Source organism: Kosakonia sp. 1610 (genome assembly GCF_050435845.1).
In the GTDB taxonomy this organism is placed as follows: domain Bacteria; phylum Pseudomonadota; class Gammaproteobacteria; order Enterobacterales; family Enterobacteriaceae; genus Kosakonia; species Kosakonia cowanii.
The window spans coordinates 67,933-90,980 of the sequence record NZ_JBNDKZ010000004.1; the positions used below are offsets into that span (position 1 = coordinate 67,933).

Genomic DNA, 23,048 nt, shown 5'->3' on the forward strand with positions numbered 1-23,048 from the left:
GATCACCTTATGCCCGCTGTTAACCTGCGCCATATCGAAATTTTTCATGCCGTGATGACCACCGGCAACCTGACCGAAGCCGCGGCGATGCTGCACACCTCGCAGCCAACCGTCAGCCGGGAGCTGGCGCGCTTTGAAAAGGTGCTGGGTCTGACGCTGTTTGAGCGCTCGCGCGGGCGGCTGCACGCTACGGTGCAGGGGTTACGGCTGTTTGAAGAGGTGCAGCGATCCTGGTATGGGCTGGACAGGATTGTCAGCGCGGCGGAGAGCCTGCGCGAGTTTCGCCAAGGGGAGCTGTCGGTCGCCTGCCTGCCGGTCTTTTCGCAATCCTTCTTACCGCTGCTGTTGCAACCGTTTCTCGCCCGCTACCCGGAGGTTAGCCTCAATATTGTGCCGCAGGAGTCGCCGCTGCTGGAGGAGTGGCTCTCGGCGCAGCGCCACGATTTGGGCCTCACCGAAACGCTCTCGACGCCCGCAGGCACCGAGCGCACGCCTCTGCTGACCTGTAATGAAGTGTGCGTGATGCCAGAGGATCATCCGCTGGCGCAGAAAAGGGTACTGACACCGACGGATTTTCAGGGGGAGAATTACATCAGCTTGTCGCGTACCGACAGCTATCGTCAGCTGCTTGATGCCCTGTTTAGTGAGCACCAGGTGAAGCGCCGCATGGTGCTGGAAACGCACAGCGCGGCATCGGTTTGCGCGATGGTGCGCGCCGGGGTCGGCATTTCCGTGGTGAACCCGCTGACCGCTCTCGACTATGCCAACAGCGGCGTGGCGGTGCGGCGTTTCAGCATCGACGTGCCCTTTACCATCAGCCTTGTGCGCCCGCTGCACCGCCCCGCTTCCGCGTTGGTCGATACCTTTGCCGAACATCTTAAGGCAGCCATGCCGCGTATTACCGCGCCGCTGGCCGCCATGCTCGGCGAGGATTAAGAGAGCATAAAATCGACCGCGGCAGCAGCATGCAGCGCGGCCGTGTCGAACACCTTAATCGGGCTGTGGGTTTCAGGCAGCAGCAGGCCGATTTCGGTACAGCCGAAAATCACCCCTTCTGCCCCTTCGCTCGCCAGCTGTTTGATCACATTCATAAAGTAGTAGCGCGATTCATCGCTGAAGGTGCCAAGGCAGAGTTCATCAAAGATGATCTCATTGATGCGCTGGCGATCTTCCGGGCCGGGCACCGTGGTTCTGATGGCGAACTGCTTCTCCAGCCGCCCGCGATAGAAATCCTGCTCCATGGTGTAGCGCGTGCCCAGCAACGCGACATTGCGCAGCCCGGCATTTTCAATGGCGTGGCCGGTGGCATCGGCAATGTGCAGGAAAGGGATCTGGCAGCGCTCTTCAATTTGCCCGGCCACTTTGTGCATGGTGTTGGTACAGAGCACAATCGCCTGCGCCCCCGCCTGCTCAAGACCCGCCGCCGCCTGGCCGAGGATATCTCCGGCTTTGTGCCACTGCGCCGTGGCCTGGCAGGTTTCAATCTCGTGAAAATCGAGGCTATGCAGCAGCAAGCTCGCGGAGTGCAAGCCGCCCAGGCGTGCTTTAACGCCCTCGTTAATCAGCCGATAGTAGGGAATGGTCGATTCCCAGCTCATGCCGCCCAGCAGTCCAATTGTTTTCATCGCCTTTCTCCGTCTCGTTCTCGCGCAATCATGCAAAGTTGTGATCGACTTTCAACTTCTCCGGCCCGGCGTTTATTTTTCCGCCACCGTGAGATAAATTATTTAAAACATTGTTTCACTATCTCTTACCGACTACAGGACAGCCCGATGTTTATCTTTCATAAAGACACGCAACTTGACGACCTGGGCAACGGCGTTACGCGCCGTATTCTCGCCCATGGCGGCAAAATGATGGCGGTTGAAGTTATGTTCGAACAGGGCGCTGTCGGCCCAATGCATAACCACCCTCATGAGCAGCTCACCTATGTTTTATCCGGAGAGTTCGAATTTACCATCGGTGATGAGAAACATATCGTCACCGCAGGCGATACACTTTACAAGGAACCGCACATTATGCACGGCTGCGTCTGTCTGAAGCCGGGCACTCTGCTCGATACCTTCACGCCGATTCGCGAAGATTTTCTGCAATCCTGACTCTTTGAGCCGTGAAAAGCGCCTCCCGCCGTGGAGGCGTTTTTATTTCTGCGCGACAACATAATCCTTCGCCGGATAATGGTTTAAATATTGAATGATTTCACCGCGCGATATTTTTCCCTGCCCCTCCGCTTGTCGAAATACCCGCTTTTTATTTACTGAAAAGTCCGCGTTTTTTACCTGAAAATGACTGCCAAATCACTTTATTGAAACATCGTTTCGACTTCGATCACATTTCAGCAATTTAACGAATGACGGCACATTTAAACACAATAAAATATTTTAAAACGATGTTTTACAATTCAAGAACGCAAGTTCAGAGGATTTTAAAACCCGGAATAACATCAATATTTTCCGGCAGTTACAGATTCAAAATGCTTTGATTTCATTAAATATTGTGATCTAACGCACCCTTTAACCCATGAAAGGGCGGCGGCTCTCCGAATCCGAATTACACATTGCTCGCCAGGTAGGTATCTATGAATGAAAACAGACTACTGGGATTGGCCTGGATATCACCTTACATAATAGGGTTGATTGTCTTTACCGCTTTCCCATTCATCTCATCCTTCTTTCTCAGTTTTACTGAGTATGATCTGATGAGCCCGCCGGTATTTAATGGCATTGAAAACTACCGCTACATGTTTACTGAAGATACCCTCTTCTGGAAATCGATGGGCGTGACGTTTGCTTATGTCTTTTTAACCATTCCGCTGAAACTGGCCTTTGCGCTGGGCATCGCCTTTGTGCTCAATTTTAAATTGCGCGGCATCGGCTTTTTCCGCACCGCTTACTACATCCCGTCGATCCTCGGCAGCTCGGTTGCTATCGCGGTGTTGTGGCGCGCACTGTTCGCCATCGATGGCTTGTTAAACAGCTTTATCGGCGTCTTTGGTCTTGATCCCATCAACTGGCTCGGCGAACCGTCGCTGGCGCTGATGTCGGTCACGCTGCTGCGCGTCTGGCAGTTCGGTTCGGCGATGGTGATCTTCCTGGCGGCGCTGCAAAACGTTCCGCAGTCGCAGTATGAAGCGGCGATGATCGACGGCGCCAGCAAATGGCAGATGTTTATGAAGGTGACCGTGCCGCTGATTACGCCGGTGATCTTCTTCAACTTCATCATGCAGACCACGCAAGCGTTCCAGGAGTTTACCGGCCCGTACGTGATTACCGGCGGCGGCCCGACCTACTACACCTATCTCTTCTCGCTCTACATCTACGACACCGCGTTCAAATATTTCGATATGGGTTACGGCGCAGCGCTGGCCTGGGTGCTCTTCCTGGTGGTGGCGGTCTTTGCCTCTGTCGCCTTTAAGTCCTCGAAGTATTGGGTCTTCTACTCTGCCGATAAGGGAGGCAAAAATGGCTGATGTTCAACACCTTACGCCGGGCATGAAAGAGGCTGAACGTGAAGTGGCGCGTACCCTGCGCCGCGAGAAAATCAGCGCCTGGATCCGCTACACGATCCTGCTGCTGGTCGGCCTGCTGATGCTCTACCCGCTGGCATGGATGTTCTCGGCGTCGTTCAAACCGAACCATGAGATCTTCACCACCCTCGGGCTGTGGCCGAACCACGCGACCTGGGACGGTTTTATTAACGGCTGGAAAACCGGCACCGAATACACCTTCGGCCATTACATGCTCAACACCTTTAAGTATGTGATCCCGAAAGTGATCCTGACGATCATCTCGTCGACGGTGGTGGCATACGGTTTTGCGCGCTTTGAGATCCCGTGGAAGAACTTCTGGTTCGGCACGCTGATCGCCACCATGCTGCTGCCGAGCACCGTGCTGCTGATCCCGCAATACCTGATGTTCCGTGAAATGGGCATGCTCAACAGCTACATGCCGCTTTACCTGCCGCTGGCCTTCGCCACCCAGGGCTTCTTCGTCTTTATGTTGATTCAGTTCTTACGCGGCGTACCGCGCGATATGGAAGAAGCGGCGCAGATCGATGGCTGTAACTCGTGGCAGGTGCTCTGGTACGTGGTGGTGCCGATCCTGAAACCGGCGATTATCTCCGTGGCGCTGTTCCAGTTTATGTGGTCGATGAACGACTTTATCGGGCCGCTGATCTACGTCTACAGCGTGGATAAATACCCCATCGCGCTGGCGCTGAAAATGTCTATCGACGTGACCGAAGGCGCACCGTGGAACGAAATTCTGGCAATGGCGAGTATCTCCATTCTGCCGTCCATCATTGTCTTCTTCCTGGCACAGCGCTACTTCGTACAGGGCGTCACCAGCAGCGGAATCAAAGGTTAAGAGGGAAGTATCATGGCTGAAGTAATTTTCAACAAACTGGAAAAGGTCTACTCCAACGGCTTCAAAGCGGTACATGGTATCGACCTGAAAATCGCCGACGGTGAGTTTATGGTGATTGTTGGCCCCTCCGGCTGCGCCAAATCCACCACCCTGCGCATGCTGGCGGGGCTGGAGACCATCAGCGGCGGCGAAGTGCGCATCGGAGAAAAGATTGTCAACAACCTCGCGCCGAAGTCGCGCGGCATCGCCATGGTGTTCCAGAACTACGCGCTCTACCCGCATATGACCGTGCGCGAAAACCTCGCCTTCGGCCTGAAGCTGAGCAAAATGCCGAAGGATGAGATCGCACGCCAGGTAGATGAAGCGGCGAAAATTCTCGAACTGGAGGAGTTAATGGATCGTCTGCCGCGCCAGCTCTCCGGCGGCCAGGCGCAGCGCGTGGCCGTTGGCCGTGCGATTGTGAAAAAACCAGATGTCTTCCTGTTTGACGAACCGCTCTCCAACCTTGATGCCAAGCTGCGCGCCTCAATGCGCATCCGCATTTCGGATCTGCATAAGCAGTTAAAAAGCTCCGGTAAACCGGCGACCACCGTTTATGTGACCCACGATCAGACCGAAGCAATGACCATGGGTGACCGCATCTGCGTGATGAAGCTCGGCCATATCATGCAGGTCGATACGCCGGATAACCTCTATCACTTCCCGAAAAACATGTTCGTCGCGGGCTTTATTGGCGCGCCGGAGATGAACATCAAACCGGCGAAAATCGTGCAGAAAGAGGGTTCCCTGCACATTACCGTCGGCCAGGAGACGCTGGCGCTTAACGCTCATCAGCAGGAGAGAGTCGCGGCTTATGCCGACAAAGAGGTCTTCTTTGGCGTGCGTCCGGAGTTTGTCTCCGTCGCCGATGAGCCTTTCAGCGATGACTGCGGCGCGGGCGATCTGGTGCGCGTCGAGAATATGGGTCACGAGTTCTTCGTCTACCTGAAAGTCGCCGACTATGAGCTGACCGCCCGCATTCCCTCTGATGAAGCCAGGCCGTTGATTGCTAAGGGGCTTCACCGGAAGGTCTACTTTAAGTTCGACATGAATAAGTGCCATATCTTTGACGCGAAAACGGAACAGAACATCTCTCTATAGCTAAAAACATGCGGGCCGCCTCAGGCGGCCTCAGCGTGACCTACATAAACTGGAGTATAAAAATGAAAAAAGTGCTAATCGGCGCAGCTATCTCCGCAACCCTGGGCATGTGCGCTGTACCCGCCACCGCCGCTGACAATGTTGATTTGCGTATGTCCTGGTGGGGCGGCAACGGTCGTCACCAGGTCACCTTAAAAGCGCTGGAAGAGTTCCATAAACAGCATCCCGATATTACCGTGAAGTCCGAATATACCGGCTGGGACGGGCACCTCTCCCGTCTGACCACGCAGATCGCCGGCGGTACCGAGCCGGATGTAATGCAGACCAACTGGAACTGGCTGCCGATCTTCTCGAAAAACGGCGAGGGTTTTTACGATCTGAACCAGGTGAAAGATATTATCGATCTTAGCCAGTTCGACGCTAAAGAGCTGCAAACCACCACCATAAACGGCAAGTTAAACGGTATTCCTATCTCGGTCACCGCGCGCGTCTTCTACTTCAATGACGAGCAGTGGAAAAAAGCGGGCGTCAGCTTCCCGAAAACCTGGGATGAGCTGATGGCGGCGGGCAAAACCTTTGAGAGCAAGCTGGGCAAACAGTACTACCCGGTCGTGCTGGAGCACCAGGATACGCTGGCGCTGCTCAACTCTTATATGGTGCAGAAGTACAACATTCCGGCCGTTGACGAAAAAACCAAAAAATTCAGCTACAGCAAAGAGCAGTGGGTTGAGTTCTTCCAGATGTACAAAAAGCTGGTCGATAGCCACGTGATGCCGGATTCGAAATACTACGCCTCGTTCGGTAAGAGCAACATGTATGAGATGAAGCCGTGGATCGAGGGCGAATGGGGCGGCACCTATATGTGGAACTCCACCATCACCAAATACTCCGACAACCTGAAGCCACCGGCCAAACTGGTGCTGGGCGACTATCCGATGCTGCCGGGTGCGACCGATGCGGGGCTGTTCTTTAAACCGGCGCAGATGCTGTCGATTGGTAAATCCACCAAACATCCGAAAGAGGCGGCGCAGGTGATTAACTTCCTGCTCAACAGCAAAGAGGGTGTGCAGACGCTGGGCCTTGAGCGCGGTGTGCCGCTGAGCAAAGCGGCGGTCGAGACGCTGACCGCCAGCGGGGTTATCAAAGAGGAGGATCCGGCGGTTGCTGGCCTGCGTCTGGCGCAGTCGCTGCCGGCAAAACTCTCCGTGTCGCCATATTTTGACGATCCGCAGATTGTGGCGCAGTTCGGTACCGCGATTCAGTACATCGATTATGGCCAGAAAACCGTTGAAGAGACCGCGACGGACTTCCAGCGCCAGGCCGAACGCATCCTCAAGCGCGCCATGCGTTAATCAGGTTAAAAATTGAAGCTGTGAGATTTTGTAGGCCGGATAAGCGTTTACGCGCCATCCGGCAAAAAAATGCCCGGTGGCGCTGCGCTTACCGGGCCTGGGAATGCGGTTTCACTAGATTTTGTAGGCCGGATAAGCGCTTGCGCGCCATCCGGCAAAAAATGCCCGGTGGCGCTGCGCTTACCGTGCCTGGGAATGCGGTTTCATTAGGTTTTGTAGGCCGGATAAGCGCTTGCGCGCCATCCGGCAACTCCTCATACGCCGATATTGCGCAACTTCTCCCCGGACATCAAACGACGCTCGATATGCTCAAGCGTGACGTTTTTCGTCTCCGGCACCAGCCAGAAGGTGACACCCACAAACGCCAGGTTCAGAGCGGTATAGAGCCAGAACGTGCCCGCCGCGCCAATCGCGTCCAGCAATGTCAGGAAGGTCGCGCCGATAATCATGTTCGACACCCAGTTGGTGGTGGTGGAACAGGTGATACCAAAATCGCGGCATTTGAGCGGCTGGATCTCAGAGCACAAAATCCACACCACCGGCGCGGCGCTCATCGCATACCCTGCAATACAGAGCATCGTCATCCCGACCGACACCCACGACAGACCGCTCGACGCCGTGCCGTTATCAAACTGCATCAGGCAGTAGCCGAGGATCAACGTACCAATCGCCATCACGCTAAAGCCGATTTTCAGCGCTGGTTTGCGCCCGGCTTTATCCACCGTAAAGACGGCGATAAAGGTCGCAAACATAAAGGTCAGGCCAACCACCAGCGTGGCGATCATCTGTTCTTCCGTAGTGGTAAAACCGGCCATCTTAAAGATGCGCGGCGCGTAATACATGATGATATTCATGCCGGTGAACTGCTGCATCGCCTGTAGCAGCATGCCGAGAAAGACCGCGCGGCGCACGTTGCGGTTGTTCTTGAACAGTTGAAAACCACCCTGCTTTAACTTCAGGCTTTCGCGAATTTCATTCAGCTCTTCACGCGCTTTTTCCGACGTATCGCGCAGCATGCGCAACACCTCTTCCGCTTCAATATGACGCCCTTTCTGCGCCAGCCAGCGCGGACTGTTGGGTAAAAAGATCACCAGGATAATCAACAGCACCGCGGGTAGCGCCAGCACGCCGAGCATCGCCCGCCAGTTGCCGCTGTAGCTGAACGCGGTATCGGAGAGAAACGCCAGCACAATCCCCAGCGTTACCATCAGCTGATACATGCTGATCATCTTGCCGCGCACGTTTTCGCTCGCCATCTCAGAGAGATAGAGCGGCGCGGTGTAGGAAGCAATACCGACCGCGACGCCAAGCAGCACACGGGAGATGAGCAGCACTTCGACGCTGGTGGCAAACGCTGAGCCGAGCGAACCGGCCACAAAAAGAATCGCCCCCACCATTAGGCTGTATTTACGGCCGAGGCGGAAAGAGAGCCAGCCGTTGAACAGCGCGCCAATCGCCGCGCCGAGCATCATGCTGCTCACCACCCACTCCTGCAGCCGGTTGCTTAAGGTGAAGTGATCGGTAATAAACGGCAACGCGCCGGCAATCACGCCGATATCAAGGCCAAACAGCAGCCCGGCGACCGCGGCGGAAACAGAGACAAACATATTCATGCGTCGGGTATCACGCAGCGCACGGGGTAAAGCGACAGAATCATTACTGAGAAAAGCCATTATTATTTCCTGCCTGCACAGAATAAGACGTTATATGAAAGTAAGGCAGCGACGGGAAAAGCGTCAGTGAGGAAAATGCGAAGATATGGATAAAATAGCTGTCAGCTACTGTTTTGTGATGGAGTTTACAATTTTGAAAATAGTGTTTAAGCGCTAAACTATTTTTAATTAGCTTATTTTTAAGCATATTTTAACGTTAGCGAAATAATTAAGAGTAAATGATATGGATATTTCAATTTGTTGCGTATGGACAAATAATATGCAGATATAAAAAAACCTGCCGCAGCAGGTTCTTTTATTTATCGCGCAGGGATTAACGCGCCAGCCAGCCGCCATCAACGGCGATGGTGTAGCCATTGATGTAATCAGAGGCTTTAGAGGAGAGGAACACCACCGGCCCCATCAGATCGCTCGGCAGACCCCAGCGGCCAGCCGGGATGCGATCGAGGATCTCGGCGCTGCGCTGTTCGTCAGCACGCAGCTGCTGGGTGTTGTTGGTCGCCATATAACCCGGCGCAATCGCGTTAACGTTGATGTTGTGCTTCGCCCACTCGTTCGCCAGCAGACGGGTCACGCCCATCACGCCGCTTTTCGAAGCGGTATAAGAAGGCACCCGGATGCCGCCCTGGAAGGAGAGCATCGAAGCAATATTGATGATCTTGCCGCCGTTGCCCTGGGCGATAAAGTGCTTCGCCGCTGCCTGAGACATAAAGAAGACGCTCTTGATGTTCAGGTTCATCACGTCATCCCAGTCCTGCTCGCTGAAGTTGATCGCATCTTCGCGGCGGATCAGACCGGCGTTATTCACCAGGATATCGATTTTGCCGAACTCGGCGACCGCGCGCTCAAGCAGGGCCGGAATGCCGTCGATCTTACGCAGATCGGCGGTCAGGCTCAGAAAACGGCGGCCCAGCGCGGTGACGCGCTCGATGGTTTCAGTCGGTTCAACAATGTTAATGCCGACAATGTCGCAGCCCGCTTCCGCGAGGCCCAGCGCCATGCCCTGCCCCAGACCGGTATCGCAACCGCTCACTACCGCAACTTTACCTTGAAGAGAAAATGCATCCAGAATCATGTGAGTTCCTTAATCTATCAGCGCCTGTCACGGACAGGCAAAGTGTTTGCTGCCCGCAATTAGCGCAGATCTTTTACGGCGACGTGGTCCATGTCATCAAAGACCTGGTTTTCGCCCACCATCCCCCAGATGAAGGTATACGCGCGCGTACCGACACCTGAATGGATTGACCAGCTTGGTGAAATCACCGCTTGTTCGTTCTGCATCACGATATGACGCGTCTCCTGCGGCTGGCCCATCATATGGAATACGCAGGCATCCTCTTCCATATTGAAGTAGAAATAGACTTCCATGCGGCGTTCGTGGGTGTGGCACGGCATGGTGTTCCACAGGTTGCCCGGCGCAAGCTCGGTCAGCCCCATGCTTAACTGGCAGGTCTCCAGCACGTCCGGCACAAAGTACTTATTGATGGTGCGGCGGTTGCTGGTTAACGGATCGCCGAGGGTGACGGGGGAAACCTCCGCTGGCGTCACTTTTTTGGTTGGATAGGTGGTATGAGCCGGGGCGCAGTTGTAGTAAAACTTCGCCGGTTTCGCCGCATCAACGCTGGCGAACACTACCTCTTTCGCCCCTTTGCCGACATAGAGCGCATCGCGATGGCCGATTTCATAAATCTCGCCATCCACGGTAATGGTGCCCGCGCCACCGATATTGATAACGCCCAGCTCGCGGCGTTCGAGGAAATAGGTGACGCCCAGCTGTTTACCCACTTCGCCGCCAACCGACACGCTTTTCGCCACCGGTTTGATACCGCCGACGATGATGCGATCGATGTGGCTGTAAACCATGGTGTATTCATCATCGACGAACACTTTTTCGATTAAAAACTCGTTGCGCAGCCCCTGGGTATCCAGCGTTTTAGCGTGCGCGCTGTGGATGCTTTGTCTGACTTCCACACTTACCTCCGACATCAATGTTCAGCAAAATGGCCTGAGACGAAACAGAGAAACAGTGTTCCGTTTCAACTTTTTCTGCATCTTATCCCGGCTAAAACACGTTTTCAATATTATATAAAACAACGTTTCAATTTTTATGTTAGTTATTTTCCGTTCTGGAAGTGGGATCACGATTGTTGAGCGTTGACAAGCGATACGGGGCGCAGAAGCGTTCCGCGCCATGTCAATTAATTACTAATAATCAACAAGTTAAAACAATCTTTGAAATTTGACCGTCGCAGCAAAATTTCTCGTTTAAAATCAAAGCCCATTATTCACGACCGTGATATCAGAACCGCTGTTAAGCCCTTTCGTAATAATTTTCTTATAAATTGCGCCCGCAATCACACATATTGAAACGATGTTTTGATAAATTGAAATCCTATTTTTAAACTTAAGCAGATACGGGGTCATGCGGGGACGCAATGGCGGCCGGCCCCTCTACAGGAGAGAAAAATGGCGAAAGGCATGCGGGTAAAACTCAACTATGCAGTGAGCCGCGATCCGGATACCGGCGCGGAAGTGACCCGCTTAACCCCTCCGGAGGTGACGTGTCACCGCAACTACTTCTATCAAAAGTGCTTCTTTAACGATGGCAGCCACCTGCTGTTTGCCGGCGAGTTTGACGGCAACTGGAACTACTATCTGCTGGATATTGAGAATGCCGAAGCGGTGCAGTTAACCGAAGGCGCGGGCGATAACACTTTTGGCGGCTTTCTCTCGCCGGATGACAGCGCGCTCTACTACGTGAAAAACGATCGCACCCTGCGCGAAGTTAACCTGCACACGCTGGCTGAACGCGAGATCTACCGCGTTCCCGACGAGTGGGTAGGTTACGGTACCTGGGTCGCCAACAGCGACTGCACCAAACTGGTCGGGATTGAGATTGCCGCCAGCGACTGGACGCCGCTCAACGACTGGCAGCTGTTCCATGACTTCTTCCATAAAGGGCCACACTGCCGCCTGCTGCGCGTTGATTTACAGACTGGCGAAAGCAAGGTGATTCATGAAGAGAAGATCTGGCTCGGTCACCCGATCTATCGCCCGTTTGATGACAACACCGTGGCGTTTTGCCATGAAGGCCCGCACGATCTGGTCGATGCGCGGATGTGGCTGGTGAATGAAGATGGCAGCAACGTGCGCAAGGTGAAGGATCATGCTGAAGGTGAGAGCTGTACCCATGAGTTCTGGGTGCCGAACGGCTCGGCGCTGGTCTATGTCTCTTACCTGAAAGGCGAACAGGGGCGCACCATCTCCCGCTACAACCCGGAGAGCGGCGTGAATGAAGAGATTATGCCGATGCCAGCCTGCTCGCATTTGATGAGTAACTTTGACGGTACGCTGCTGGTCGGCGATGGCTCCGGCACGCCGGTGGATGTGAAGGATACCGGCGGCTACACCATTGATAACGACCCCTATCTCTATGTGTTCGATGTGGCGCAGAAAGGGTATTACCGCGTCGCGCGTCATGACACCTCCTGGGCGACCTTTGCCAACAGCCGCCAGGTCACGCATCCGCATCCATCGTTTACCCCGGATGACAGCGCAGTGCTGTTCAGTTCCGATAAAGACGGCAAACCGGCGCTCTATATCGCCAAACTGCCCGAGCAGCGCACCCTGCTGCAACCCTGAATTTGAGTGAGTGTTTCTGTAACTGGCCTTGCCCTCCTCTGGAGGGCCTTTTTTTGCCCACTCTTAATGCCCGTTATACTTCGCGCCGCAGGGGCGTTGGCTTTCTAACAGCACGAACTATGTAGGCCGGATAAGGCGTAGCCGCCATCCGGCATGATCGTCGCAGAGTTTATTGCCGGATGGCGCTGGCGCTTATCCGGCCTACAGGATCGATGCCGGAGTGTGGAATCATGTAGGCCGGATAAGGCATCGCCGCCATCCGGCATAATTGCAGCGAACTCTGTTGCCGGATGGCGCTTGCGCTTATCCGGCCTACGCGTAAGGCACGGGCGGCGCGAAGAAGTAGGATGGTCATAGAGCGGGCATAAAAAACCCGGCGCCAGGCACCGGGTTTTTCAGGATATTCGGAAATTCAGAAAGAGTAAGCGACACCCAAACGGAAACGGGTCTGGCGTTCGTCGGTATTTTTCACGCCCACATTGCCGATTTCGACATACGGTGACCAGTTTTTATCAACTTTGTACGCCAGCTTAGCGTTATATTCGTTGGAGTAGTTTTTATTATTTTCACGCACCACATCTTCCGTGCTCTTGGCATATACGTAGTTCAGCTCGGTGCGGAAGTCGCCCATTGCCCAGCCCACCCACGCATCGAATTTATTAACTTTGTTATCGACAACGTTGGAATCCGGGTTACGGGTATATTCATAACGGTAACGGCCCGCAATATAGACGCCGTTATCAAAGCTGTATTGCGCATGAATATAGGGTTTATAGATCGAGAAGGTATCTTTGCTTTCAATATTAAACCCCGGTGTGAGCGCAATATTTTTGGTCGCGGCCCAGCGCCAGTTAATCGACTCTTCATGACCGTTGCCGACAATCTCTGTTAACGGCTTGTCAGCGTCATCGCCACCCGATTTCCATTTCGCCTCGACGCCAAAACCCAGGCCATTATCAAAGCGATGCGACACGGCTACGCGATCGGCGTTGGAGCCACTGTCAATGTATTCATGGCGCAGATCGACGGTAACAGCGTACGAAGCGAAGGACGCGCCAAGGAGGGTAGCAAGGGCCAGAGTTTTCTTAAACATGAGTCACCTCAATAATTAAAATTATGTTCCATTTTTATGGAATTGCATTTTATTTTTATAGTAACTTTATTTTAGTGATCTGGATCGTAAATATATCTACAGAAAATAGCGAAGTAAAAGCACGTGACGAGCATCAATAAAAGTTGCCCTTTAGGGTTAAAAAAAGCGTTTAAGATCACAACACATAATTATTATTGTGTTTTACACAGAGAGTATTAAATAGAGAAAAAGACGTGCAGGAGTTCATGCAAATAAAATTAATAAGCAGGCTTATCAGTTGATAACAGAATGGTCACGCAGGGGATAATGCTATTTTTGGTGTTTGCGTTAATTCTTATGGAAGTAAAGCGGAGGTTTTATTTTTATTGAAACGTAAGCTGCGAGAAGGATCACAAATAATAACGCCCTCAGGGCGAGGGCGTTATTATCAAGCGGGCAAGATTAGTCACGCTCGATTGCCAGCGCGACGCCCTGGCCACCACCGATACAGAGTGTTGCCAGCCCTTTGCGTGCCTTACGCTTTTGCATCTCATGCACCAGCGACACCAGGATGCGGCAGCCGGAGGCACCAATCGGATGACCGAGCGCAATCGCCCCGCCGTTGACGTTGACGCGCTTCTCATCCCACTCAAGGATTTTGCCCACCGACAGCGCCTGCGCGGCATAAGCCTCGTTGGCTTCAATCAGATCGACATCATCCAGCTGCCAGCCAGCGCGCTCAAGGCAACGCCGCATAGCGTAAACCGGCGCAATGCCCATCAGCGCCGGATCAACGCCCACGCTTGCAAAGGCACGAATACGCGCCAGTACCGGTAAGTTGAGCGCCTCTGCGCGTTCCGCGCTCATCATCAGCACCGCCGCCGCGCCATCGTTAATCGGCGAGGCGTTACCGGCCGTCACCGAGCCGCTGGTTTCAAAAGCCGGGCTGAGCTGCGCCAGCGCTTCAGCACTGGCATCGGTGCGCGGCTGCTCATCGGTATCGACCAGCACACCCTTGCCGTCGGCGCTCTGCGTCTGCACAGGGACAATTTCGTCGCGAAAACGGCCGGAGTCGATAGCCATCCGCGCTTTATGCTGCGAACTGAGCGCCCACTCATCCTGGCGCTCGCGGCTGATGCCATATTCCCGCGCCAGGTTCTCTGCCGTGACGCCCATATGGTAATCATTGAATGCATCCCATAACCCGTCATGCACCAGGCTGTCGATAAGCTGGCTGTTGCCAAGCTGCGCCCCTGTGCGGCTATCGGTTAACACATGCGGCGCGCGGCTCATGTTCTCCTGGCCACCGGCAATTATCACGTCGGCTTCGCCGCACTGTATCGCCTGCGAAGCGAGATGCAGCGCTTTCAGCCCGGAGCCGCACACGTCGTTGATGGTGATAGCGGAAACCGTATTCGGCAGCCCGCCTTTGATCGCCGACTGACGCGCCGGATTCTGCCCGGCCCCGGCGGTCAGCACCTGGCCCAGAATCACTTCATCGATATCCTGCGGCTGTACGCCGCTGCGCGCCAGTAACGCCTGCACTACCGCGCTGCCCAGCTCAACGGCAGAGTGACGCGACAGCGCCCCCTGAAAACAGCCGATTGGCGTGCGCACGGCGCCGACAATCACCACATCTTTCATCTCTACCCCCACGGTGGCTGAACCGGGCAATAGTAGAGCATTGTTAAAAAGGTTTATCAGGGATGTTTAAAATTGGTGAGATCAATCACAGGGAATTGTACGGGGTGGGCGAAGAGGAAGAGAGGCGCGGCCAGAGCGGCCGCGCATCAGGAGTGATTAGTTGTTTACCGGAATAACCGCGCCTTTGTATTTGGTGCGGATCCACTCCTGAATCTCTTTTGAGTGCAGCACGTTCACCAGCGCCACGATATCTTTCTTCTTCTCGTCGCCGCGATGCACGGTAATGATGTTGGCATACGGGTTATTTTCACCGCTTTCGACGGCAATCGGATCGTGAACCGGGTCGAGACCGGCATCAATCGCGTAGTTGGCGTTGATCACCACCGCGTCGCCTTCATCGTTGTTGTACATCTGCGGCAGCAGCGCCGCTTCAACGTTCGGCAGGAACTTCAGTTTTTTCGGGTTCTCAACGATATCGTCGATGCGCGCGGTCACTTTATCGATGCCCGGCTTCAGCTTGATCACGCCCTCTTTTTCAAAGATAGAGAGGATACGCCCCTCTTCAGAGACCGCGTCACGCATGATGATTTTGCCGCCTTGCGGCAGATCTTTCAGCGACTTGTATTTTTTGGAGTAGATACCAATCGGCTCAATATGGATCGCACCGGCGCTGACGAAATCATAGGTTTTGTCGCCAGCGTGATCTTTCAGCACGCTGTTCAGATACGGAATGTGCTGGAAGTAGTTGGCATCGATCTCACGGCCCGCCAGCGCGGTGTTTGGCAGGATGTAATCCTGGAACGGTTTGATCTCCAGATCGATACCCTGCTTCGCCAGAATCGGCTTCGCCTGCTCAAGGATTTCCGCATGCGGTACGTTAGACGCGCCAACGGTCAGCGTATCGGCCCAGGAGGAGAAACTCAGCACGCTGAGGGTAGCTGCGGCAATCAGTGTCAGTGTCTTTTTCATGTTGTTGGTTTCCAATAGTTATCGTTTATCTAACAGAGAAGTAATCACGTCGCCGCAGAACTGGATGATGAAGACGATGATGAGAATGGTCACCGTCGCCACCAGCGTGACGTCGTTATGGTTCCGCTGGAATCCTTCCAGATAAGCAAGATTGCCCAAACCGCCTGCGCCGATCACCCCGGCCATGGCGCTGTAGCTCACCAGCGCAATCAGCGTCACGGTAATACCGGAGACCAGCGCGGGCGATGATTCGGGAAGCAGCACCCGAAAGACTAAGGTACCGAGACGCGCGCCCATCGAGCGCGTCGCCTCAATGACCCCTTTATCCACTTCGCGCAGCGCAATCTCCACCAGCCGCGCATAGAACGGTGCCGCGCCGACAATCAGCGCCGGTAGCGCCGCGTTGGCACCGAGAATCGAGCCGACAATCGCCTTGGTAAAGGGGATTAACAGCACAATCAAAATGATGAACGGAATCGAGCGAAAGACGTTCACCAGAATCGAAATGACGCTATAGAGCGCACGGTTCTGGAACAACCCGCCGCGCGCGGTGAGAAACAGCGCCAGCCCAAGCAGAATGCCCAGCACGAAGGTTGCCGCGCCCGAAAGCGCCGTCATATAGAGCGTCTCCTGCGTCGCCGCCCAGAGTTGCTCCCATTTCAGGTGCGGAAAAAGTGATTCAGCCATGGGTCACGACCTCGCTCTCAATGTTGCTCTTGCCGAGATCGGTAAGAATGTTGTTCAGTTGTTCCGGAGTTGCCACCACGTGCACCCATAATTGCCCAAATACACCGTGCGCCGTCTGCGACATCTTGCCGTGCAGAATGTTAAACGGCAGGCCGTAGCGCAGCGTCAGCTCACCGACAATCGGCTGATGGGTGCTGTGGCCGGTAAAGGTGAGCTTAATCACCGTGCCGTCAAGATCGCTGTTCAGATCCGGGTTGAAGGTTTCCTCTTCTTTATACTGGCTCACCTGGCGCACAAACTGTTTGGTGATGGGCTGCTGCGGATGGGTAAAGACCTGCAATACATCGCCCTCTTCCACCACTCTGCCCTCTTCCATCACCGCGACGCGGTCGCAAATCTTACGCACCACGTGCATTTCATGGGTGATCAGCACAATCGTCAGCTTAAAGCGGCGATTGATATCGAGCAGTAGGTCAAGGATCTGATCGGTGGTTTGCGGGTCGAGCGCGGAGGTGGCTTCATCGCAGAGCAACACATCGGGATTGTTGGCCAGCGCGCGGGCAATGCCGACACGCTGTTTCTGCCCGCCGCTCAGCTGCGACGGATAGGCATTTTCGCGCCCTTTTAGCCCCACCAGCTCAATCAACTCGGCAACGCGCGCGTTGATCGCTTTCTTCGGTGCACCGGCGATCTGCATGGAAAAGGCGATGTTCTCGCTCACCGTGCGCGACCATAAAAGGTTGAAGTGCTGAAAGACCATGCTGATCTTCAGGCGCGCCTGGCGCAGGGCTTCACCACGCGCGGCGGCAATGTCCTGACCGTTAATCACCACGCTGCCGTTGGTGGGTTTTTCCAGCCCGTTGAGTAAGCGGATCAGTGTACTTTTGCCCGCACCGCTGTAACCGATAATTCCATAAATTTGCCCCTGCTCAACCGTCAGATTGACGTTGTCGACGGCGGTAATCGATGCCTTTCCCTGGTCGAAGATCTTGGAGATATTCCTGAGGACGATCATGCGTTGGTATTTTCCGTTTGGCGGTTTAGCAGTATGGATGTCCAGATGATAATAATCAGCCAGCGTTATAATACAAATAACCAAATAGACATTAGATATAGCAGAAAACGCTAAAAGCGTTATAACGCGGCGTCGCAAACTAAGAATTTATTCAGCATAAGATTGCCGAAAAACGCATAACGACGGCGAACAGGTAAAGATAATGGGTAAAAAAGCGCTAAAAAAGCATCGTTTTAGCGATATACCCATCCAGACGACTGCACGGCTTGCCGCCCTGATGGCTAAACAGTGCTTTATATTTCTATTCGTTCTAAATACCAAACAAAGATTCTTTAAACACGCAAAAAGAGAGACCTATCATCCGCTCACTCCCCTGATTAGCGAGCAAATGGGTTATGTCACTTTCTCATTCAGTAACTGAATTAATTGGTAATACACCGCTGCTGCAACTGCACAAATTACCGACCGGGCCGTGCGAACTGTTTTTAAAACTGGAAAACCAGAACCCCGGCGGCTCGATAAAAGACCGCGTCGCGCTGTCGATGATCAACGAAGCTGAGCGGCAAGGCGTGCTGAAACCGGGCGGAACCATTATCGAGGCCACGGCGGGCAATACCGGCCTTGGGCTGGCGCTGATCGCCGCGCAGAAGGGCTACTCGCTGGTGCTGGTGGTGCCCGACAAAATGAGCCGCGAGAAGATTTTCCACCTGCGCGCGCTGGGGGCGAAGGTGGTGATCACCCGCTCCGATGTGAACAAAGGCCATCCGGCCTATTACCAGGATTATGCGCGCCGTCTCGCCGACGAGACTCCGGGTGCGTTCTATATCGACCAGTTTAATAACGCTGCTAACCCGCTGGCGCATGCCACCTCTACCGCGCCGGAACTCTTCGCGCAACTGGAGGGGAAAATCGATGCCATTGTGGTGGGTGTCGGCTCCGGCGGGACGCTCGGCGGGTTGCAGGCATGGTTTGCCGAACACTCTCCCGACACCGAATTTGTGCTCGCCGATCCGGCTGGCTCCATTCTTGCCGACCAGGTGGAGACGGGTCGCTACGGCGAACCCGGCGCGTGGCTGGTAGAGGGGATCGGCGAAGACTTTATCCCGCCGTTGGCGCAGCTCGACGGTGTGCGTCAGGCGTTTCGTATTAGCGATAAAGAGGCCTTTGCCACCGCGCGCCTGCTGCTGCAACAGGAAGGTATTCTCGCGGGCTCATCTACCGGCACGCTGCTGAGCGCGGCGCTGCGCTACTGCCAGGCGCAAACCTCGCCGAAGCGGGTGGTCACCTTTGCCTGCGACAGCGGCAATAAATACCTCTCAAAAATGTTCAACGATGACTGGATGCGCCAGCAGGGTTTGCTGACGCGCCCGTCGCAGGGCGATCTGACGGACTTTATTGCGCTTCGCCATGACGAAGGCGCAACGGTGACCGCCTCGCCCGACGATAGCCTTGCAACGGTGCTGGCGCGCATGCGGCTGTATGACATTTCGCAGCTCCCGGTGCTGGAAAATGGCCAGCTTGTCGGGCTGGTTGATGAGTGGGATCTGATAAGCCATGTGCAGGGCGACAGCGAGCGTTTCGCCCTGCCGGTGAAGGCGGCGATGACCCGCAATCTGGAAGTGCTGGATAAACACGCGCCGGAAAGCGCCATGCGTGACATTTTCGATCGCGGTCTGGTGGTGGTGATCACCGATAACGGCCGCTTTGTCGGCCTGATTACCCGCAGCGATGTCTTAACAACCTGGCGTAATCGACTGGAACAATAAGGAACACGAGATGAAATTACTGGCTACGCAGAGCGTCCACAGCGGCGTTTTTCACGACCAACACGGCGCGGTGATGCCACCGATTTACGCCACCTCCACCTTCGCGCAACCGGCGCCGGGGCAGCACACCGGGTATGAGTATTCGCGCAGCGGAAACCCTACCCGCCACACGCTGGAAACGGCGATAGCCGAGCTGGAGGGCGGAACACGCGGCTACGCTTTTGCTTCCGGGCTGGCGGCAATCTCTACGGTGCTGGAGCTGCTGGATAGCGGTAGCCATATCGTGGCGATTGATGATGTTTATGGCGGTACTTATCGCCTGATCGAAAACGTGCGTCGGCGCAGCGCCGGGCTTGAGGTGAGCTGGGTAAAACCGGACGATCTGGCCGGGCTGGAAGCGGCGATCCGCCCACAAACGCGGATGATTTGGGTCGAGACGCCGACCAATCCGCTGCTGAAGCTGGTCGATCTGCAACAGGTTGCGGCCATTGCCAGACGTCATAATGTGCTGAGCGTGGCGGATAACACCTTTGCCTCGCCGGTGATCCATCGCCCGCTTGAACTGGGGTTCGACATTGTGGTGCACTCCGCCACCAAATATCTCAACGGGCATTCTGATGTGGTCGCAGGCCTCGCGGTGGTGGGCGATAACCCGGCGCTTGCCGAGAAGCTGGGCTATTTGCAAAACGCGGTCGGCGGCGTGCTCGATCCCTTTAGTAGTTTCCTGACCCTGCGCGGTATCCGCACCTTGTCCCTGCGCGTTGAGCGCCACAGCAGTAACGCGCTGGCGCTGGCCCGCTGGCTGGAGCAGCATCCACAGGTTGAAAAGGTATGGTTCCCGTGGCTGGAGTCGCACCCGCACTATCAGCTGGCGCGCAAGCAGATGGCGCTGCCGGGCGGCATGATCTCAGTGGTGGTGAAAGGGGATGATCCGCGCGCAACGCAGATCATCCAGAAGCTGAAGCTGTTTACGCTGGCAGAGAGTCTCGGCGGCGTAGAGAGCCTGGTGAGCCAGCCTTTCAGCATGACTCACGCCTCTATTCCGCTCGAACAGCGGCTGGCAAACGGCATCACTCCGCAACTGATCCGTTTATCGGTGGGGATTGAGGATGAAGCGGATCTGATTGCCGACTGGCAGCAGGCGCTGTCGTAACAGAGCGCCGTCAGGCGCCCTGCGATGTGGCAGGCATATCTCTGGCAGAGACCACCTGGTTGCGGCCCTGCTTTTTCGCGGCGTAGAGCGCAGTATCCGCCCGGTGAATTAACCCGCTGGCAATCATATGCAGCGGTTTTTCATCAAGGGGCAGGAGATCGCTTTGCAGGGTTGCGACGCCGATGCTGATGGTCAAAAAGCCGGTCGGGCTGGCGGCATGCGGACGCCGGAGGGCGCTGATATCATGCCGTACCCCTTCAGCGACGCGCATCGCCTGCGCCAGGCTGGTGCCGGGCAGGATAATTAAAAACTCCTCCCCGCCGTAGCGGCTGACGTTGTTGTTGCTGCGCAGCCGCGCCGAGGTCAGCGTAGTGGCGACCAGCCGCAGGCAGTCATCCCCCGCCTGGTGGCCCTGCGAGTCGTTGTAGTATTTGAAATAGTCGATATCCGCCAGGCAGACCGAGAGCGGGAACCCCTCCTGCAACGCGCGGTTAATCTCCTGCAACAGGCGCTCGTCCATATAGCGGCGGTTAAACAGCCCGGTCAGGTGATCGTGCTGAGCATACTGCTGCAACACCTTATTGGCGTTCGCCAGCTTCTGCTCCGCCAGGCGGCGCTCGGTGATATCAACCCAGGTGACCGACAACCCGACCACAATGTCCATCGCGTCGCGCACCGGCACCGCCTGGATATCGTAACTGCGATCATGCCAGTTCAGCTCGCGCGACGGCGGCACGCCGCCCGCTTTTGCTAAGGCAAAATCGGCAACGAAGAAGGGCCAGAACGCCGGCATCAGCTGCTGAAAGTGGCAATGGGTATCTTTTGGCGCGCTATCGCCGAGCAGTTTCGCCATCGCTTTGTTGAACATCACCAGATGCCCGCGGCTGTCGATCATGCAGAGCGCCACGGCGGTGGTGTCGTAAATGGTCTCCAGTTGCAGCACACGTTCGCCAAGGTTGGAGATATTTCTGTCGATGCCGCGATAACCGCGCAGCTCGCCCTGCTCATCGAAAAGCGGAACACCGCTGGTCTCCAGCACCACAATGCCGCCATCGGCGCGCTGGTTGCGGTTGACCAGCCCGGAAAAGGCGCGCTTCTCCGCCACGATGGCACCAAATGCCCCCGCAACGCGCTCGGCTTCGCCAGGCGGCATAAAATCGAAAGGCGTTTTGCCAATCACCTCTTCCGGAGAAACACCCAGTAAATCCGTCACCACGTCTGACGACCAGGTGTAACGCCCTTGTGCATCCACTTCCCAGACCCAGTCTGAATTATTATTTAATAATTCAAACAGATGGCTGATCTCTTCATCCCTGTGATCGTGCTCTTTTTTATCATTATTCATTTCATTGGTTCCGCATGACCTACTATGCGCTCAATAACAGCTGGAGAAGGTGATGAAGGGGTGAATCATTGACTGCATAAATACTTGCCATAGGCTCTACACTGCACAAATGCAGGATGAAAGAGAAGATGGTCTGCCACAAATTTGCGTAAAAAAAAGCGTCAGAAGCGCCTTTTTTTATCGGGAAAAGGGCTCCGTTCGCCACGACGGATAATAATAGCTGACGGCAAATAACTCCGTTAACCTTTTCGCTGAGCACGCGCGCGCAAGGCGGCGTTAAATACCGCGCTTTCTTTCATCTATTTGCTGAATGGAATCTTATCGGCGTGTGTTGAGATAACTTTGCTATTTTCACCGTTACAGCTCAGAACAGGAGCGCTGTTTATGGATCCGTTTCAGCAAATATTGAAGTCGACTATCGCCCGTACAGAGGTGACGCCGCCCGCCGTAGCGCCGCAAGCGTTGCTGGAAACGGTATTCAACGTACAGACCCTCGTTCCGCCCGTGGAGATGTTTCTTGCGCTGGCGAAAGCGCGCCGCTCGATCTACGCGCTGGGGAAAGATCTGCCGGTATCGCACGAAGAGGCGATCGCCACGATCAAGGAGGCGATCCGCCAGGCACCTTCGGCGTTTCATTCGCAAACTTCACGCGCGCTGATCCTGCTTGATCATGAGCATGAACGCTTCTGGGAGCTGGTGCGCGCGCAGATGCGCAATGTGATCCCGGCGGAAAGTTTTCACGCCACCGCCGATAAGCTCGATGGTTTCAGTGCGGCGGCCGGCACGGTGCTCTTTTTTGAGGATCAGGAGGTGGTGAGCCACCTGCAACGCCAGTATATTGCCTATGCCGAGCACTTCCCGGTTTGGTCAGAGCAGAGCAGCGGCATTGCGCAATACGCGGTGTGGCTGGCGCTGGCGGATAAGCAGATTGGCGCCAATTTGCAGCATTATCACCTGTTGATTGATGCCGATGTGCGCGCCACGTGGAATATTCCCGAGAGCTGGACGTTACGTGCCGAGATGAATTTTGGTGCCATCCTCGCGCCCGCAGAAGAGAAGACGTTTATCGACGACGAGAAGCGGTTTATTGTCGCCCGATAAGTCGTAGGCCGGATAAGGCTGTAAGCCGCCATCCGGCATCTGTACACGGGAAAAATGCCGAATGGCGCTGCGCTTATCCGGCCTACGCGTAACTGCCTGAAATGCGCTTATCCCGCAGCCTGGAA

At 55.1% G+C, this 23,048-nt stretch carries 21 protein-coding genes; 11 read left to right on the top strand and 10 right to left on the bottom strand.

Features of this window, described 5'->3' with window-relative positions:
• The first annotated feature begins 9 nt into the window (after positions 1 to 9).
• Positions 10 to 936 (top strand): LysR family transcriptional regulator, encoded by a 927-nt coding sequence (locus ABIC80_RS13410; protein WP_429177465.1) that lies wholly within the window; start codon positions 10 to 12, stop codon positions 934 to 936.
• On the opposite strand, the gene ABIC80_RS13415 is transcribed toward ABIC80_RS13410, so the two are convergent.
• Positions 933 to 1,625: an aspartate/glutamate racemase gene (locus ABIC80_RS13415; RefSeq protein ID WP_023480863.1), complete on the bottom strand. Its 693-nt coding sequence runs from the start codon at positions 1,623 to 1,625 to the stop codon at positions 933 to 935. The genes ABIC80_RS13410 and ABIC80_RS13415 overlap by 4 nt on opposite strands.
• A 147-nt stretch (positions 1,626 to 1,772) precedes the next feature.
• Between ABIC80_RS13415 and ABIC80_RS13420 the strand changes: the two genes are divergently transcribed.
• The 5 genes from ABIC80_RS13420 (at position 1,773) to ABIC80_RS13440 (ending at position 6,856) form a co-directional block, all read left to right on the top strand.
• Positions 1,773 to 2,099 carry a cupin domain-containing protein gene (locus ABIC80_RS13420; protein WP_042715779.1) on the top strand — a complete coding sequence of 109 codons (327 nt, stop codon included), beginning with the start codon at positions 1,773 to 1,775 and terminating at the stop codon, positions 2,097 to 2,099.
• A gap of 479 nt (positions 2,100 to 2,578) precedes the next feature.
• Positions 2,579 to 3,469, top strand: coding sequence for a carbohydrate ABC transporter permease (locus ABIC80_RS13425; RefSeq protein ID WP_094421947.1), 891 nt, complete (start codon positions 2,579 to 2,581; stop codon positions 3,467 to 3,469).
• Positions 3,462 to 4,364 carry a carbohydrate ABC transporter permease gene (locus tag ABIC80_RS13430; protein WP_023480718.1) on the top strand — a complete coding sequence of 301 codons (903 nt, stop codon included), beginning with the start codon at positions 3,462 to 3,464 and terminating at the stop codon, positions 4,362 to 4,364. The genes ABIC80_RS13425 and ABIC80_RS13430 overlap by 8 nt, the downstream gene beginning before the upstream one ends.
• A gap of 12 nt (positions 4,365 to 4,376) precedes the next feature.
• A complete protein-coding gene (locus tag ABIC80_RS13435; protein WP_054804551.1) occupies positions 4,377 to 5,504 on the top strand; it encodes an ABC transporter ATP-binding protein in 1,128 nt (375 codons plus the stop codon).
• A 62-nt stretch (positions 5,505 to 5,566) separates the two neighbouring features.
• The gene (locus ABIC80_RS13440; protein WP_076769151.1) at positions 5,567 to 6,856 is read left to right on the top strand and encodes an ABC transporter substrate-binding protein; all 1,290 of its coding nucleotides are present in this window, start codon (positions 5,567 to 5,569) and stop codon (positions 6,854 to 6,856) included.
• 254 nt (positions 6,857 to 7,110) lie between these two features.
• Here the strand turns inward: ABIC80_RS13440 and araE are convergent, their stop codons facing one another.
• The 3 genes from araE to kduI all read right to left on the bottom strand — a co-directional run bounded on the left by araE (position 7,111) and on the right by kduI (position 10,500).
• Positions 7,111 to 8,529, bottom strand: a complete 1,419-nt coding sequence (gene araE, locus ABIC80_RS13445; protein ID WP_023480813.1) for an arabinose-proton symporter AraE — start codon at positions 8,527 to 8,529, stop codon at positions 7,111 to 7,113.
• A 313-nt stretch (positions 8,530 to 8,842) separates the two neighbouring features.
• Positions 8,843 to 9,604 (bottom strand): 2-dehydro-3-deoxy-D-gluconate 5-dehydrogenase KduD, encoded by a 762-nt coding sequence (gene kduD, locus ABIC80_RS13450; protein WP_023480692.1) that lies wholly within the window; start codon positions 9,602 to 9,604, stop codon positions 8,843 to 8,845.
• 59 nt (positions 9,605 to 9,663) lie between these two features.
• Positions 9,664 to 10,500: a 5-dehydro-4-deoxy-D-glucuronate isomerase gene (gene kduI, locus ABIC80_RS13455; protein ID WP_094422984.1), complete on the bottom strand. Its 837-nt coding sequence runs from the start codon at positions 10,498 to 10,500 to the stop codon at positions 9,664 to 9,666.
• A 495-nt stretch (positions 10,501 to 10,995) separates the two neighbouring features.
• On the opposite strand from kduI, the gene ABIC80_RS13460 reads away from it, so the two are divergent.
• Entirely contained in the window at positions 10,996 to 12,171 is a 1,176-nt protein-coding gene (locus tag ABIC80_RS13460; RefSeq protein ID WP_200581447.1) for an oligogalacturonate lyase family protein, read from the top strand.
• 412 nt (positions 12,172 to 12,583) lie between these two features.
• Here the strand turns inward: ABIC80_RS13460 and ABIC80_RS13465 are convergent, their stop codons facing one another.
• The 5 genes from ABIC80_RS13465 to ABIC80_RS13485 form a co-directional block, all read right to left on the bottom strand.
• The gene (locus ABIC80_RS13465; RefSeq protein WP_042713273.1) at positions 12,584 to 13,264 is read right to left on the bottom strand and encodes an oligogalacturonate-specific porin KdgM family protein; all 681 of its coding nucleotides are present in this window, start codon (positions 13,262 to 13,264) and stop codon (positions 12,584 to 12,586) included.
• A 441-nt stretch (positions 13,265 to 13,705) separates the two neighbouring features.
• Positions 13,706 to 14,887 (bottom strand): acetyl-CoA C-acetyltransferase, encoded by a 1,182-nt coding sequence (locus ABIC80_RS13470; RefSeq protein WP_429177467.1) that lies wholly within the window; start codon positions 14,885 to 14,887, stop codon positions 13,706 to 13,708.
• A 156-nt stretch (positions 14,888 to 15,043) separates the two neighbouring features.
• Complete coding sequence (locus tag ABIC80_RS13475) at positions 15,044 to 15,856, bottom strand: MetQ/NlpA family ABC transporter substrate-binding protein (RefSeq protein WP_076769153.1); 813 nt, start codon at positions 15,854 to 15,856, stop codon at positions 15,044 to 15,046.
• A gap of 18 nt (positions 15,857 to 15,874) precedes the next feature.
• Positions 15,875 to 16,543 (bottom strand): methionine ABC transporter permease, encoded by a 669-nt coding sequence (locus ABIC80_RS13480; protein WP_042713275.1) that lies wholly within the window; start codon positions 16,541 to 16,543, stop codon positions 15,875 to 15,877.
• Positions 16,536 to 17,558: a methionine ABC transporter ATP-binding protein gene (locus ABIC80_RS13485; protein WP_094421954.1), complete on the bottom strand. Its 1,023-nt coding sequence runs from the start codon at positions 17,556 to 17,558 to the stop codon at positions 16,536 to 16,538. Before ABIC80_RS13485 ends, ABIC80_RS13480 begins: the two co-directional genes overlap by 8 nt.
• 202 nt (positions 17,559 to 17,760) lie before the next feature.
• On the opposite strand from ABIC80_RS13485, the gene ABIC80_RS13490 reads away from it, so the two are divergent.
• Genes ABIC80_RS13490 through ABIC80_RS13500 form a run of 3 tightly spaced genes read left to right on the top strand, consistent with a single transcriptional unit; the run spans position 17,761 to position 20,477 of the window.
• Positions 17,761 to 17,979 carry a hypothetical protein gene (locus tag ABIC80_RS13490; protein WP_200135176.1) on the top strand — a complete coding sequence of 73 codons (219 nt, stop codon included), beginning with the start codon at positions 17,761 to 17,763 and terminating at the stop codon, positions 17,977 to 17,979.
• Positions 17,954 to 19,324 carry a pyridoxal-phosphate dependent enzyme gene (locus ABIC80_RS13495; RefSeq protein ID WP_429177469.1) on the top strand — a complete coding sequence of 457 codons (1,371 nt, stop codon included), beginning with the start codon at positions 17,954 to 17,956 and terminating at the stop codon, positions 19,322 to 19,324. The genes ABIC80_RS13490 and ABIC80_RS13495 overlap by 26 nt, the downstream gene beginning before the upstream one ends.
• 10 nt (positions 19,325 to 19,334) lie before the next feature.
• The gene (locus ABIC80_RS13500) at positions 19,335 to 20,477 is read left to right on the top strand and encodes a trans-sulfuration enzyme family protein (RefSeq protein WP_200135174.1); all 1,143 of its coding nucleotides are present in this window, start codon (positions 19,335 to 19,337) and stop codon (positions 20,475 to 20,477) included.
• Between the two features lie 10 nt (positions 20,478 to 20,487).
• On the opposite strand, the gene ABIC80_RS13505 is transcribed toward ABIC80_RS13500, so the two are convergent.
• Positions 20,488 to 21,822: a sensor domain-containing diguanylate cyclase gene (locus ABIC80_RS13505; protein WP_042713278.1), complete on the bottom strand. Its 1,335-nt coding sequence runs from the start codon at positions 21,820 to 21,822 to the stop codon at positions 20,488 to 20,490.
• A gap of 510 nt (positions 21,823 to 22,332) precedes the next feature.
• Here ABIC80_RS13505 and ABIC80_RS13510 point away from each other — a divergent pair.
• The gene (locus ABIC80_RS13510; protein ID WP_054804557.1) at positions 22,333 to 22,923 is read left to right on the top strand and encodes a nitroreductase family protein; all 591 of its coding nucleotides are present in this window, start codon (positions 22,333 to 22,335) and stop codon (positions 22,921 to 22,923) included.
• The last annotated feature ends 125 nt before the right edge of the window (positions 22,924 to 23,048 follow it).

What these genes read in the sequence shown, in the direction of transcription:
- ABIC80_RS13410 (WP_429177465.1), top strand. Translation starts at nt 10, where the DNA reads ATGCCCGCTGTTAACCTGCGCCATATCGAAATTTTTCATGCCGTGATG.
- ABIC80_RS13415 (WP_023480863.1), bottom strand. Translation starts at nt 1,625, where the DNA reads ATGAAAACAATTGGACTGCTGGGCGGCATGAGCTGGGAATCGACCATT.
- ABIC80_RS13420 (WP_042715779.1), top strand. Translation starts at nt 1,773, where the DNA reads ATGTTTATCTTTCATAAAGACACGCAACTTGACGACCTGGGCAACGGC.
- ABIC80_RS13425 (WP_094421947.1), top strand. Translation starts at nt 2,579, where the DNA reads ATGAATGAAAACAGACTACTGGGATTGGCCTGGATATCACCTTACATA.
- ABIC80_RS13430 (WP_023480718.1), top strand. Translation starts at nt 3,462, where the DNA reads ATGGCTGATGTTCAACACCTTACGCCGGGCATGAAAGAGGCTGAACGT.
- ABIC80_RS13435 (WP_054804551.1), top strand. Translation starts at nt 4,377, where the DNA reads ATGGCTGAAGTAATTTTCAACAAACTGGAAAAGGTCTACTCCAACGGC.
- ABIC80_RS13440 (WP_076769151.1), top strand. Translation starts at nt 5,567, where the DNA reads ATGAAAAAAGTGCTAATCGGCGCAGCTATCTCCGCAACCCTGGGCATG.
- araE (WP_023480813.1), bottom strand. Translation starts at nt 8,529, where the DNA reads ATGGCTTTTCTCAGTAATGATTCTGTCGCTTTACCCCGTGCGCTGCGT.
- kduD (WP_023480692.1), bottom strand. Translation starts at nt 9,604, where the DNA reads ATGATTCTGGATGCATTTTCTCTTCAAGGTAAAGTTGCGGTAGTGAGC.
- ABIC80_RS13460 (WP_200581447.1), top strand. Translation starts at nt 10,996, where the DNA reads ATGGCGAAAGGCATGCGGGTAAAACTCAACTATGCAGTGAGCCGCGAT.
- ABIC80_RS13465 (WP_042713273.1), bottom strand. Translation starts at nt 13,264, where the DNA reads ATGTTTAAGAAAACTCTGGCCCTTGCTACCCTCCTTGGCGCGTCCTTC.
- ABIC80_RS13470 (WP_429177467.1), bottom strand. Translation starts at nt 14,887, where the DNA reads ATGAAAGATGTGGTGATTGTCGGCGCCGTGCGCACGCCAATCGGCTGT.
- ABIC80_RS13475 (WP_076769153.1), bottom strand. Translation starts at nt 15,856, where the DNA reads ATGAAAAAGACACTGACACTGATTGCCGCAGCTACCCTCAGCGTGCTG.
- ABIC80_RS13480 (WP_042713275.1), bottom strand. Translation starts at nt 16,543, where the DNA reads ATGGCTGAATCACTTTTTCCGCACCTGAAATGGGAGCAACTCTGGGCG.
- ABIC80_RS13485 (WP_094421954.1), bottom strand. Translation starts at nt 17,558, where the DNA reads ATGATCGTCCTCAGGAATATCTCCAAGATCTTCGACCAGGGAAAGGCA.
- ABIC80_RS13490 (WP_200135176.1), top strand. Translation starts at nt 17,761, where the DNA reads ATGGGTAAAAAAGCGCTAAAAAAGCATCGTTTTAGCGATATACCCATC.
- ABIC80_RS13495 (WP_429177469.1), top strand. Translation starts at nt 17,954, where the DNA reads ATGTCACTTTCTCATTCAGTAACTGAATTAATTGGTAATACACCGCTG.
- ABIC80_RS13500 (WP_200135174.1), top strand. Translation starts at nt 19,335, where the DNA reads ATGAAATTACTGGCTACGCAGAGCGTCCACAGCGGCGTTTTTCACGAC.
- ABIC80_RS13505 (WP_042713278.1), bottom strand. Translation starts at nt 21,822, where the DNA reads ATGAATAATGATAAAAAAGAGCACGATCACAGGGATGAAGAGATCAGC.
- ABIC80_RS13510 (WP_054804557.1), top strand. Translation starts at nt 22,333, where the DNA reads ATGTTTCTTGCGCTGGCGAAAGCGCGCCGCTCGATCTACGCGCTGGGG.